The sequence below is a fragment of the Parahaliea maris genome (assembly GCF_008064665.1).
Lineage (GTDB): Bacteria > Pseudomonadota > Gammaproteobacteria > Pseudomonadales > Halieaceae > Parahaliea > Parahaliea maris.
Window position 1 is genome coordinate 61638 of sequence record NZ_VRZA01000003.1, and the last position, 12330, is coordinate 73967.

Sequence of the window (12330 nt, forward strand, 5' to 3'; positions counted from 1 at the left end):
CCCCCCGGCGCTGGGCACAAATCTGCGGACAGATGTATAATTAACAACAGTTTGCGGTGGTGCTTCGCCACTGGCAAGTGCAAATGTTATTAATTCACTCAGGCCGGTCGGCCTGTTATTTTCCCTCAGGAAAGCAATGGCCATTCTCGATATTCTCGAATTTCCCGACCCGCGGTTGCGCACCCGGGCCAAACCGATCACCGACGTGACGGACCACACACGCACCCTGATCGATGACATGTTCGAGACCATGTATGCTGCCCCGGGTATTGGCCTCGCGGCCACCCAGGTGGATGTTCATGAACGCCTGCTGGTGATCGATGTGAGCGAGGACCGCTCTGAACCCCTGGTTTTCATTAACCCGGAAGTGGAAATACTCGATCCTGAACTCGGCGAATACGACGAGGGCTGCCTGTCAGTGCCCGGCTTCTACGAAACGGTTAATCGCCCACGCCGGGTGCGGGTAACGGCTCTGGATCGCAACGGTGAGTCCTTTACCCGCGAACTGGAAGGACTGCTGGCCATTTGCCTGCAACACGAGATCGACCACCTCGACGGTAAACTCTTTGTCGACTACATCTCTCCGCTGAAGCGCCAGCGCATTCGCAAGAAGCTGGAGAAAGACCAGCGCCGCCGGGCCTGAACCCGTGTCCAGTCGCCAGCCCCTGCGCCTGATTTTCGCGGGCACCCCCGAATTTGCCGCTCTTCACCTCGATGCGCTGCTGGACAGCCCGCACGAGGTAGTGGCCGTCTACACCCAGCCGGACCGTCCCGCCGGGCGCGGCAAGAAACTGCAGGCCAGTCCGGTCAAGCAGCGCGCGGAGCAGGCCGGCCTGCCGGTCCTGCAACCGGTAAGCCTGCGTGATGCCGATGCCCAGCAGACCCTGGCAGAGCTCGACGCCGACGTCATGATCGTCGTCGCCTATGGTTTGATCCTGCCCCAGGCGGTGCTGGATGCGCCACGGCTTGGCTGCCTGAACGTGCACGCCTCGCTGCTGCCACGCTGGCGCGGTGCAGCGCCCATTCAGCGCGCCATCGAAGCGGGCGACCGCGAGACCGGGGTGACCATCATGCAGATGGACGCCGGCCTGGATACCGGTGCCATGCTGGCCACTGCGCGCTGCACTATTAGCGACGAGACCACCGCCGCCAGCCTGCACGACGAACTGGCCGCACTGGGCGCACCCTGCCTGCTGCGGGTGCTGGGTGACCTGCCGGCCTACCAGGCCGGCGCCCAGGTTCAGGATGACAGTCTCGCCAATTACGCCAGCAAGATTCTCAAGCCCGAGGCACTGCTCGACTGGCAGCTCCCGGCCCACGTGCTGGATCGCAGAGTGCGCGCCTTCAACCCCTTCCCGGTCTGTTTCAGTGAAATCGGCGGTCAACGCTGCAAGATATGGCGTGCCCGGGCCAGGGGCAGCCACCACAACGCGGTGCCAGGTACCATCCTCCAGAGCGACCGGGAAGGCATCCGCGTCGCCTGTGGTGAGGGCAGCCTCTGCCTGCGGGTCCTGCAGCTTCCCGGAGGCAAGGCCCTGGAAGCAGAGTCCCTGCTCAATGCCCGGGGCGAGCTGTTCGCGCCGGGCGCCCGCTTCGGCAGCGCCGACCTCTGATGGCCGGGGACTGTCGAGCCGCTGCGGCGCGGGTGCTGGCCCGGGTCGCCTCCGGCCAGTCGCTGAATCAGGCGTTACCGGAACAGCTGCGCACGGTGGCGCCCCGCGACACCGCACTGCTGCGCGAACTCTGCTACGGCACCCTGCGACTGTGGCCGCGACTCGAAGCGCTGGCCAAACAGTTGCTCGACAAGCCCCTGCGCGGCAAGGATCGGGACGTTTACGCCCTGATCCTGGTGGGGCTCTACCAGCTCGGCGAAACCCGGGTACCGGACCACGCCGCCGTGGCGAGTACGGTCGGGGCCACACGCTCCCTCGGTAAAGGCTGGGCTCGCGGCCTGGTCAACGCCCTGCTGCGCCGCTATTTGCGGGAGCGGGATGCGTTGGAGGCCGCGCTGCCCGCCGCCGCCATTGCCGCGCACCCGCCCTGGCTCATGAAGCGCCTGTTGCGGGAATTCGACCAGGCGGATGTCCTGATTGACGCCAACAACAGTCGCCCTCCGATGACCCTGCGAGTCAATCTCTCCCGCGTCGACCGCGACACTTACCTGGGGTCGTTGCAGGAGGCCGGGATCGGCGCCCGGCCGGGCGCCCTGGCCGACAGCGCGCTGTACCTGGAACAGCCGGTGGACGTCAGCCAGCTGCCGGGTTGGGAGGAGGGCCTGGTGAGCGTGCAGGACGAAGCGGCGCAGCTGGCGGCCGCCGTCCTGGCCCCCCGTTCAGGGGAGCGCATTCTCGATGCCTGTGCCGCCCCGGGTGGGAAGAGCTGCCACCTGCTAGAACGCGAGCCCGCGCTGGCTGAACTCGTGGCCATGGACATCGACGAGGAGCGCCTGTTGCGGGTGCGGGAAAACCTCGCGCGGTTGCAGCTCAAGGCAACAGTAATGGCCGGCGACGGCAGCCACCCTCCGGCCGAGCTGGCTGCCGCCAGCTTCGACGCCATTGTCGCCGATGCCCCCTGTTCAGCCTCCGGCGTGATCCGCCGCCACCCCGACGTCAAACTCCTCAGGCGTGCATCCGATATCACCCAGCTGGCCGATCAACAACTGGCCATCCTGCAGGGACTGTGGCCGCTGCTGAAACCCGGTGGGCGCCTGCTCTACGTCACCTGCTCGGTGCTCGCGGAAGAAAACAGCGCGGTGGTCGAACGCTTCCTGCAACTGCAGGTTGATGCTCGCGAAACCGATCTGGCGCTGTCGTGGGGGGCCGCCCGGGAGCACGGCCGGCAACTGATGCCCCGGGATGGCGGCCCCGACGGTCTCTACTTTGCCCTGCTCGAGAAGTGCATATAAGCCCCCGCGCTATACAGTCCCGGCGCTTGTGCTTACAATCGCCGGGCAAGTGCATTAAGGTTCAGAATTCTTCCTACGGGGTCCCCGGGCCATGAAGATCATTATTCTGGGCGCCGGCCAGGTAGGGGGAACACTGGCCGAACACCTGGCCAATGAGCAGAACGACATCACGGTCGTCGATACCGACGCCGAAAAGCTGCGCTCATTGCAGGACCGCCTCGATATCGGCACCGTGCTCGGCGGCGCCTCCCACCCCAGTACGCTGTTGCGGGCCGGCGCCGAAGACGCCGACATGCTGATCGCTGTCACCAACAGTGACGAGATCAACATGATGGCCTGCCAGGTGGCCCACAGTATTTTCAATACGCCCACCAAGATATCCCGCGTGCGCTCCCCCAATTACCTCGCCCACCAGGAGCAGCTGTTCAATCCCGCCAATGTGCCCGTGGACGTGATCATCGGCCCGGAGCAACTGGTCACCAAGAACATTCGCCAGCTGATTGCCAACCCGGGCGCCCTGCAGGTGCTGGATTTCGCTGACGGTAAGGTCCAGCTGGTAGCAGTGCGGGCCTTTTACGGTGGACCCCTCGTGGGCCAGGAACTGCAGGAAATCCGCAAGCACATGCCGAAGGTGGATACCCGGGTGGCGGCCATCTTCCGTCAGGACCGACCCATTATCCCCGAGGGCAACACCGTCATCGAGGTGGATGACGAGGTGTTCTTCATTGCCGCCCGCAAGCACATCCGCGCGGTAATGTCGGAACTGCGCAAGGTCGACAAGCCCTACAAACGGGTGATGATTGCCGGCGGCGGCAATATCGGCGCCACCCTGGCCCAGAGCATCGACAGCCAGTACCAGGTCAAGGTGATCGAAAAATCCTACAACCGCTGTCGCATGTTATCGGAGCGACTCAAACACGCCATCGTGCTGTGCGGCAGCGCGGCTGAGCCGCAGTTACTGACTGCTGAGAACATCGAGAACACCGACGTATTTTGCGCGCTCACCAATAACGACGAGTCCAACATCATGATGTCCATGCTGGCCAAACGCATGGGCGCCAAGAAAGTCATCACCCTGATCACCAACGCCGCCTATGCCGACTTGGTGGGAGACGAAATCGACATTGCCATTTCTCCGCAGCAGATCACCATCGGCAGCCTGCTGACCCATGTGCGCAAGGGTGATATCAGCAATGTGCACTCCCTGCGCCGGGGTGCGGCTGAGGCGATTGAACTTATTGCCCACGGCGACGCCTACTCCTCCAAGGTGGTCGGGCGCCGGCTCGACGAAATCAACCTGCCGGAAGGGGTGACTATCGGCGCGGTGGTGCGGGGAGAGGAAGTATTGATCGCCCACGGTCACGTGGTGATCGAAACCGACGACCACGTCATTCTGTTCCTGGTGGATCGCAGCCGAATTTCCCAGGTGGAAAAGCTGTTCGCGGTCGGCTTCGGCTTCTTCTCCTGACGCCCCGGGGCCTGGCAACGCATGCATTTCGGCACCACACTCCGCGTCCTCGGAATACTCCTGATGCTGTTCAGCACCACCATGCTGGTACCGCTGGTGGTGGGGCTCATTGCCGACGACCACACCGTGGAAGGATTCCTGGTGGCCCTGTCGATCACCTTTTTTTCCGGGCTGGGAATGTGGCTGCCGGCGCGCAATTCGCGCCACGAACTGCGCATTCGTGACGGCTTCCTGATTACCTCCCTGTTCTGGACCGTACTGGGCCTGTTCGGAGCGCTGCCCTTCGCTTTCGAGCAGGCCATCGACCTCACCCCCACCGAAGCCATTTTCGAATCCATTTCCGGGCTCACCACCACCGGTGCCACGGTGATCACCGGGCTGGATGACCTGCCGCGCTCGATACTCATCTACCGCCAGATGCTGCAGTGGCTGGGCGGTATCGGGATTATCGTGGTGGCGGTGGCGGTACTGCCCATGCTGGGTATCGGCGGCATGCAGCTGTACCGGGCGGAGATACCCGGGCCGACCAAGGATTCCAAGCTGACGCCGCGGATCACCGAGACCGCCAAGGCCCTGTTCACAGTGTATGTGGCCCTCACCTTCGTCTGCGCCGTGGCCTACTACCTGGCGGGCATGAGCGCTTTCGACGCTATCGGCCACGCCTTTTCCACTGTCGCCATCGGCGGCTTTTCCACCCATGACGCCAGCATGGCCTGGTTCGACAACAACACGATTCTGCTGATCTGCAGCCTGTTCATGTTCATCTCGGCGATGAATTTCGGCCTGCATTTCGTGGCCTGGCGGCGGCGCTCACTCAGCCAGTACGCCAGCGACTCGGAAACCAAATTCTTCTGCGGCATCCTGCTGGTATGTATCGCCATTACCTGCAGCCACCTGATTCTGGCGAAAAACATTGTCGCCGATGACGCGGTGGTGCACGGACTGTTCCAGGCGATTTCCATCACCACGACCACTGGTTTCGCCAGCGAGAACTTTGCTCTCTGGCCCACCTTCCTGCCGGTGATGCTGCTGATGTTTTCCTTTATGGGCGGCTGTGTGGGGTCCACCGGTGGGGGCATCAAGGCCATGCGCCTGATGCTGATCTACAAACAGGGTATCCGCGAACTGAAACAGCTGGTTCACCCCCAGGCGGTGATTCCACTCAAGATGGGCAAGCGCCGGGTCGAGGCGGCGGTGGTCAGCGCCGTGTGGAGTTTTTTCGCCGTCTACATGTTCGCCTTTATCACCATCATGCTGCTGTTGATGGCGACAGGGCTCGACTTCCTCACCGCATTTTCTGCTGTTGCCGCCTCCCTCAACAACCTGGGCCCGGGCCTCGGTGACGTGGCGGCCAATTACGCCGGCATCAACGAGGTGGCGAAGGGGCTGTTGTGCTTCGCCATGCTATTGGGCCGGCTTGAGGTCTTTACCCTGCTGGTGCTGTTCACCCCGATGTTCTGGCGGCTCTGAGTCGTACCCGCGACCTAGCGGCCGCCCCGGTGCTTGCGCACCATTTCGTAGGCCGCCTGGATCTCCTGTGAGCGCTCGGTAGCCAGCTTTATCATGTGCTCCGGCACACCCTTGGCGATCAGCTTGTCGGGGTGATTTTCGCTCATCAACTTGCGGTAGGCGCGCTTGAGATCGCGATCATTCACATCGGCACTGACACCCAGGGCTGCGTAGGCATCCGCCAGGCTGGTATCCGGCCCGGCACCAGTGCCACCACCCGGGCCCTGGTGAAAACGCCCCTGGGCCTGGGCCATGCGCAGCAACTGGTCGAGTACTGCAGCGGGAAGCCCCATCAGGCGGCCAATCCGGTGCAGGGCATCGCGTTCGGTGCTGTCCAGCTGGCCGTCGGCATGGGCGAGGGAAATCAGGAACAGCAACAGGTTCTGCACCAGCTGGCGCTGGCTGCCGCAGATCTGCAGAAACTCTGAAACCACGGGCTCCAGCTGGAAGTCCGGGGCCGATCCGCGCTTGAACAGGCCAATGGCTTCCCGACGCTGGTCTGCTGACAGGCCCATCTGGCGGATGATTGCCTCCGTGTGGGCCACTTCGGCTTCAGAGACGCGTCCATCGGCCTTGGCCAGAAACCCCTGTAACAGGAAACTGGTCTCGAAAAAGTTACGCTGGATACGGGCGAGGTTTTCCGGCGAGGCGAACAACTGTGCCCGGGCAAGGCCGCGATCAAAGTAGTGCCCGAGCAGCAGGCCAATCACCAGGCCGATCGGTCCGCCCAACAACAGGCCGAGCAGGCCGGCGACAATTTTGCCGTAGAACATGGTGCTCCTTAAATCAGGTAAAGACGGGCGGTGCCGCGGCACCGCTTCGTGGTTCAAAGCCCGGCATAGACTCCCGGACCCTGGCGGGGGCGCACACGGAAGCGCTTGTACTCCCACTGGTACTGGGCGGGACAATCGCTTAGACAGGCCTCCACGCCACGGTTCAATGTCATCAGCGACGTTCGGTCATCGTCGGAGTAAATGAGCTCATCAGCGGGGAAATAACCCACTTTGAACCCCCCGGGCACCCGTTTGGCATAGCCGAACAGGGCCAGGGCGCCGGTACGCCGGATCATGTTGCTGGCCAGGGTACCGGTGAAGCAGGGAATCCCCATAAATTCCACGTTCATGCCGGAGCCGGGGTCCGACGGACACTGGTCTGGCAGGATGCCGGAAATATCCCCGCCACGGACACTGCGCAGCAATTTCGCCAGGCCCCGGGTATCAGTCGGCACCACGGTTGCCCCGTTGCGCTGGCGCGCGCCGCGTATCATCGGTCCCAGGTCCGCCAGCCTGGGCGGCTCGTAGAGCGACACCGTGGAACCCAGGGTCGCCAGGTGCAGGCCCAGGACTTCCCAGTTGCCTAGGTGGGGAGCCAGCACAATGATGCCGCGCCCCTCGGCCTGAGCCTGCGTCACCAGGTCCGCTCCCTCCACCTCCAGGATAAGGCTGCGGACATGCTCCCAACTGCGCAACCAGACCTGTCCCATCTCCGCCATCAACTCGGCGGTGGCCGCAATGCTGCTCCGGGACAGGGCGCGCTGCTCTCGCGCTGTCAGGTGGGGAAACGCCAGGGCAATATTGCGCTCGGTCACCCGGCGGCTGCGAGCGTTAAAGGGCCAGTACAGACGGGCCAGGCCGCGACCCAACACCCGCACCAGCCCGAGGGGGAGCAGGGCGCAGATCTTGAGCAATAGTATGACGGCCAGGGCCTTGGCGCGGTCCATGCGGGGAGTCCGGATAGTGGGCGAAAGCGCGTATTATGCAGCGGAACTTGCCTGTATAATACCCGGCTTTTTGCAATCCCCTCACAGGTGGACCCGTGTCCCAGGACAAAGCGAAAACCCTCACATTTCAGGAACTTATCCTCCGTCTCCAGCAGTATTGGGCTGCCCAGGGCTGTGTCGTCCTGCAGCCGCTGGACATGGAGGTAGGCGCCGGAACCTTCCACCCGGCAACTTTTCTCAAGGCCGTAGGCCCGGAAAACTGGAACGCGGCCTACGTACAGCCCAGCCGCCGCCCCACCGATGGCCGCTACGGCGAAAACCCCAATCGCCTGCAGCATTACTACCAGTTCCAGGTCGTGATGAAGCCCTCGCCCGCCGAGTTCCAGCAGCTCTACCTGGACTCACTGAAGGCCCTGGGTATCGACAGCGCCATCCACGACATACGCTTTGTCGAAGACAACTGGGAATCCCCCACCCTGGGTGCCTGGGGCCTGGGCTGGGAGGTCTGGCTGAACGGGATGGAAGTGACCCAGTTCACCTACTTCCAGCAGGCAGGCGGCCTGGAGTGCTACCCGGTGACCGGCGAGATCACCTACGGCATCGAGCGCATCGCCATGTACCTGCAGGGCGTCGACAGTATCTACGACCTGGTGTGGGCCGAGGGCCCGGCGGGCACGGTGACCTATGGCGACGTGTTCCACCAGAACGAGGTGGAGATGTCGCGCTACAACTTCGAGGAGGCGGACACGGACTTCCTGTTCACCCAATTCGATCACTGCGAGGCGGAGGCCCTGCGCCTGGCTGAAAAAGGCCTGCCCCTGCCCGCCTATGAAATGGTCATGAAGGCGTCCCACACCTTCAACCTGCTGGACGCCCGCCACGCCATTTCAGTGACCGAGCGGCAACGCTTCATCCTGCGGGTGCGCACCCTGGCCCGGGCCGTGGCCCAGGGTTACCTGCAGGCCCGGGCGACTCTCGGCTTCCCCCTGGCGGAGCCTGCCCTGGCCAAAGAAGTACTGGACAAACTGGACGCGGAGGCCGCCAAGGCATGAGCACCGAAACCCTATTGGTAGAACTGGGTACCGAGGAGCTGCCCCCGAAGGACCTTAAAACCCTGGGGCTGGCCTTCCGCGATGGCATCGTTGCCGGTCTCGCCCAGCGCGAACTCGCCCACGGCGAGGTGCAGTGGTTCGCCAGCCCACGCCGGCTCGCAGTGCTGATCGACGCCGTGAGCCTGCAGGGCGCCGACAAGACCGTGGAGGCCCTCGGCCCGCCGGCGGACCGCGCCCGCGATGAGCAGGGCACCTGGACCCCGGCCGCTGCCGGCTTCGCCAAAAAGCAGGGCGTCGAACCCGAGGAACTGGAAACCCTCGACACCCCCAAGGGCCCGCGCCTGGGCCTGCGCCGGGTAGAAGCCGGCGCGCGCACGGCCGACTGCTTCAACGACATCATCAACGACAGCGTGCGCAACCTGCCCATCGCCAAGCGCATGCGCTGGGGTGCCAGCCGAGTGGAATTCGTGCGCCCGGTGCACTGGGTCGTTGCCATGCTCGGTGAGCAAATCAATCACGGCGAAGTACTCGGCCTGGCCACCGGCAACACGACCCGCGGCCACCGCTTCCACAGCAGCGGCGACATCGTGCTGGAGCGGCCGGAGGATTACCCCCAGGCGCTGGCGGACGCCCGCGTGGTGGCGGATTTCGCCCAGCGCCGGGAGATGATCCGCGAACAGGTCATGGTAGAGGCCAGCGGTCTGAAGGCCACGGCAGTCATCGATGAGGATCTGCTGGACGAGGTCACCGGACTGGTGGAGTGGCCGGTCGCCCTGACCGGTAGCTTCGAGGAGCGCTTCCTGGCGGTACCGGCAGAAGCGCTGGTGTCCTCCATGAAAGAACACCAGAAATACTTCCACCTGGTGGATGAGGCGGGCGCGCTGCTGCCCAACTTCATCACCATCAGCAACATCGAGAGCGAAGACCCGGTTCAGGTGATCGATGGCAACGAGCGCGTTATTCGCCCGCGCCTGTCGGATGCCGCCTTCTTCTTCGAAACAGACAAGAAGACCCCGCTGGCGGATCGCCTGCCCCAGCTGGAAAAAATCGTATTCCAGCAGCAACTGGGCACCCTGGCCGAGAAAAGCCGGCGCCTCGAGTCCCTCGCCGGCGCCTTGGCCGGGCTGACCGGTTCCGACCCCGCCCTGGCGGCCCGGGCTGCCCTGCTGGCGAAAACCGACCTGGTCACCGAGATGGTGCTGGAATTCCCTGACATGCAGGGTATCGCCGGCGCCTACTACGCCGCTCACGACGGCGAACACGCCGACGTCGCCGTGGCCCAGGCCCAACAGTACTGGCCGCGCTTTGCCGGCGACCAGCTGCCGGAAAACCTCACTGCCGCAGCCCTCGGCCTGGCCGACCGGCTCGACACCCTGGTGGGCATTTTCGGCATCGGCCAGCCCCCCACCGGTTCCAAGGACCCCTTCGCCCTGCGCCGCGCCTCCCTGGCGGTGCTGCGTATCATGGTAGAGAAGGAACTCGACCTCGACCTGCGGGACTGCCTGCAACTGGCGGTCGACCAGTACCCCGCTGGCCTGCTGGCGGAGGGTACCGCCGAGCAGGTGCTGGCCTACATGCTGGAGCGCTTCCGCGCCTGGTACGAGGAGGAGGGCATAGCGGTGGAGGTGTTCCGCGCCGTGAGTGCCACCGACCCCAGCCGCCCACTGGATATCCAGCGGCGGGTCCACGCTGTACACGCCTTCACCCAGCTGCCCGAAGCCGCCGCCCTGGCCGCGGCCAACAAGCGGGTTGCGAATATCCTCGGCAAACTCGACGCCCACCACCAGTTTGGTGAAGTAAGCGCCAACTCAATGGTTGAGCCACAGGAAAAGGCACTTGCGGAAGCACTCGACCGGGTGGGCGGCGAAAGTGCTGCACAACTCGAACAGGGCGCCTACGCCCAGGCCCTGGCGGCACTGGCGGCACTGCGGGAGCCGGTGGATGCCTTTTTCGACGGCGTCATGGTCAACGCCGAAGACGAGACACTGCGCAACAATCGCCTCAACCTGCTGCAGGCCCTGCGCCAGCGATTCCTGCAGGTGGCCGATATTTCCCAGCTGGCCGTGGGCAAGTAGGGAAAACCGGGACAGCAGCCCCACCCGGACCGGGTGGGCGCATCCTGGTCGCCTGGGCGACAGGTGTCCGCCGGTTCGCACGGCAACCGGGAGGTTGTTGCAGTAAACTGGTCGCCAAAACCGGGGGCCGTCATGGATTTCACAAGCCAACAACTCCTGCTGGTCGGCAGCACACTCAGTGCCTGCCTGGTACTGGCAATCGTCGCATGGCTCGGCCTGCGCCTGCGCTCGGAATTACAACGCAGCAGGCAACTCTCCCACCGCTACCAGCACCTGGAACGCAACCATCAGCAACTGCAGCAGGACCACGCAGTACTCCAGGCGCGAGTACGCGAACGCGAGCGTCAGCAGGGGGAGCAGATGGCGCAACTCGACGAGCAGCGCGCCCACCTCAAACGCGAATTCGAAAACCTCGCCAACCGGATCTTCGAGGAGCGCAGCCGCCATTTCACCAGCAGTAGCCAGCAGTCGCTGGAAACCCTGCTCAAACCGTTCCGCGAGCAAATCGGCGCCTTCCAGCAGCGCGTCAACCAGGTACACAGCGAATCCCTGAAGGGCAATGCCACCCTTGCCGGTGAGCTGCGACGGGTTCTGGACGTCGGCCTGCAGATGAACGAACAGGCCAGCAACCTGACAGCGGCCCTGAAGGGTGACAAAAAAACCACGGGGAACTGGGGCGAGGCCCAACTCGAACGCAGCCTGCAACTGGCGGGGCTACAGGCCGGGGACCACTACGAGGCCCAGAGCGCGCTGCGGGACGAGTCGGGGCGGCGCAAGGTACCGGATTTCATTATCAAATTGCCGGATGGCAAGCACCTGGTGGTCGATAGCAAGGTGTCGCTGGTGGACTACGATCGCGCCATCGCGGCCGCCACGGATAGCGAACGGGATACCGCCCTGGCGGCCCATGTACGCGCTGTACGCCAGCACATGGACGACCTCGCGGGCAAAGACTACGCCCACCTGCCCGGGCTCGGCAGCCCCGATTTTGTCCTGATGTTCCTGCCCGTCGAACCGGCCTACATCGAAGCACTCAGGCACAGCCCCGACCTGTTCGATAGCGGCTATCAGAAAGGGGTTGTGCTGGTCTCCCATACCACACTCATGCCGGTCCTGCGCACAGTCGCCAATCTGTGGATGGTCGATCGAAGTAATCGCGAAGCGAGAGAAATCAGTAATCGGGCTGGTGAAATCTATCACCAGGTCTGTCTGGTCGCGGAGCGGCTCAACCGGCTGGGCAACACCCTGCGCAGTGCCGGCAATCATTACAACGACGCCGTACGGGCGCTGGCAGGTAAGCAGGGCCTGCACGGCAAGGTCGAACGGTTCCAGGAATTGTCCGGCCGCGCCAGCCGGCCCATGCCAGAACTCGCACCGGTACATTCCGATCTGGAGCAGGAACGTCTCGTGGCCGCCGCCGATTTCGACCACAAAACACCCCGAACAGAAATCCGCAGCGCCACATCTGCGGCTGCTTTCCAGCCTGTTACGGATACTCCCTCCGGCGATTGACGACACCGGCGACACTCCCGCTGCTGCCGCAGCGAGAGCGGCTCCCGGCAGGCTGTGACCGGGGCCTCAACTTCTGGACTTTTCCCCGG

Annotated in this window: 10 protein-coding genes; 8 read left to right on the forward strand and 2 right to left on the reverse strand. The window is 63.9% G+C overall.

Annotated elements, in window-relative coordinates:
* Window positions 1-136 precede the first annotated feature (136 nt).
* The 5 genes from def to FV139_RS08680 all read left to right on the forward strand — a co-directional run bounded on the left by def (window position 137) and on the right by FV139_RS08680 (window position 5843).
* Complete coding sequence (gene def / locus FV139_RS08660) at window positions 137-643, forward strand: peptide deformylase (protein WP_148068049.1); 507 nt, start codon at window positions 137-139, stop codon at window positions 641-643.
* Window positions 644-647: 4 nt separating this feature from the next.
* Window positions 648-1613, forward strand: a complete 966-nt coding sequence (gene fmt, locus FV139_RS08665; RefSeq protein ID WP_187276458.1) for a methionyl-tRNA formyltransferase — start codon at window positions 648-650, stop codon at window positions 1611-1613.
* Complete coding sequence (gene rsmB / locus FV139_RS08670; protein WP_148068050.1) at window positions 1613-2905, forward strand: 16S rRNA (cytosine(967)-C(5))-methyltransferase RsmB; 1293 nt, start codon at window positions 1613-1615, stop codon at window positions 2903-2905. The genes fmt and rsmB overlap by 1 nt, the downstream gene beginning before the upstream one ends.
* Window positions 2906-2996: 91 nt before the next feature.
* Complete coding sequence (trkA, locus tag FV139_RS08675) at window positions 2997-4373, forward strand: Trk system potassium transporter TrkA (protein ID WP_148068051.1); 1377 nt, start codon at window positions 2997-2999, stop codon at window positions 4371-4373.
* 21 nt (window positions 4374-4394) lie between these two features.
* A complete protein-coding gene (locus FV139_RS08680; protein WP_148068052.1) occupies window positions 4395-5843 on the forward strand; it encodes a TrkH family potassium uptake protein in 1449 nt (482 codons plus the stop codon).
* 14 nt (window positions 5844-5857) lie between these two features.
* Here the strand turns inward: FV139_RS08680 and djlA are convergent, their stop codons facing one another.
* Both djlA and FV139_RS08690 read right to left on the reverse strand, forming a co-directional pair.
* Window positions 5858-6655, reverse strand: coding sequence for a co-chaperone DjlA (gene djlA, locus FV139_RS08685; RefSeq protein WP_148068053.1), 798 nt, complete (start codon window positions 6653-6655; stop codon window positions 5858-5860).
* Window positions 6656-6708: 53 nt separating this feature from the next.
* Window positions 6709-7602, reverse strand: a complete 894-nt coding sequence (locus tag FV139_RS08690) for a lysophospholipid acyltransferase family protein (RefSeq protein ID WP_148068054.1) — start codon at window positions 7600-7602, stop codon at window positions 6709-6711.
* A 95-nt stretch (window positions 7603-7697) separates the two neighbouring features.
* Between FV139_RS08690 and glyQ the strand changes: the two genes are divergently transcribed.
* The 3 genes from glyQ to rmuC all read left to right on the forward strand — a co-directional run bounded on the left by glyQ (window position 7698) and on the right by rmuC (window position 12241).
* Entirely contained in the window at window positions 7698-8654 is a 957-nt protein-coding gene (glyQ, locus tag FV139_RS08695) for a glycine--tRNA ligase subunit alpha (RefSeq protein WP_148068055.1), read from the forward strand.
* Window positions 8651-10729: a glycine--tRNA ligase subunit beta gene (gene glyS, locus FV139_RS08700; RefSeq protein ID WP_148068056.1), complete on the forward strand. Its 2079-nt coding sequence runs from the start codon at window positions 8651-8653 to the stop codon at window positions 10727-10729. The genes glyQ and glyS overlap by 4 nt, the downstream gene beginning before the upstream one ends.
* Window positions 10730-10861: 132 nt before the next feature.
* Window positions 10862-12241: a DNA recombination protein RmuC gene (gene rmuC / locus FV139_RS08705; RefSeq protein ID WP_148068057.1), complete on the forward strand. Its 1380-nt coding sequence runs from the start codon at window positions 10862-10864 to the stop codon at window positions 12239-12241.
* The last annotated feature ends 89 nt before the right edge of the window (window positions 12242-12330 follow it).

Bases quoted from the DNA above. Each gene is read 5' to 3' on its own strand.
- def (WP_148068049.1), top strand. From the start codon at position 137: ATGGCCATTCTCGATATTCTCGAATTTCCCGACCCGCGGTTGCGCACC.
- rsmB (WP_148068050.1), top strand. From the start codon at position 1,613: ATGGCCGGGGACTGTCGAGCCGCTGCGGCGCGGGTGCTGGCCCGGGTC.
- trkA (WP_148068051.1), top strand. From the start codon at position 2,997: ATGAAGATCATTATTCTGGGCGCCGGCCAGGTAGGGGGAACACTGGCC.
- FV139_RS08680 (WP_148068052.1), top strand. From the start codon at position 4,395: ATGCATTTCGGCACCACACTCCGCGTCCTCGGAATACTCCTGATGCTG.
- djlA (WP_148068053.1), bottom strand. From the start codon at position 6,655: ATGTTCTACGGCAAAATTGTCGCCGGCCTGCTCGGCCTGTTGTTGGGC.
- FV139_RS08690 (WP_148068054.1), bottom strand. From the start codon at position 7,602: ATGGACCGCGCCAAGGCCCTGGCCGTCATACTATTGCTCAAGATCTGC.
- glyS (WP_148068056.1), top strand. From the start codon at position 8,651: ATGAGCACCGAAACCCTATTGGTAGAACTGGGTACCGAGGAGCTGCCC.
- rmuC (WP_148068057.1), top strand. From the start codon at position 10,862: ATGGATTTCACAAGCCAACAACTCCTGCTGGTCGGCAGCACACTCAGT.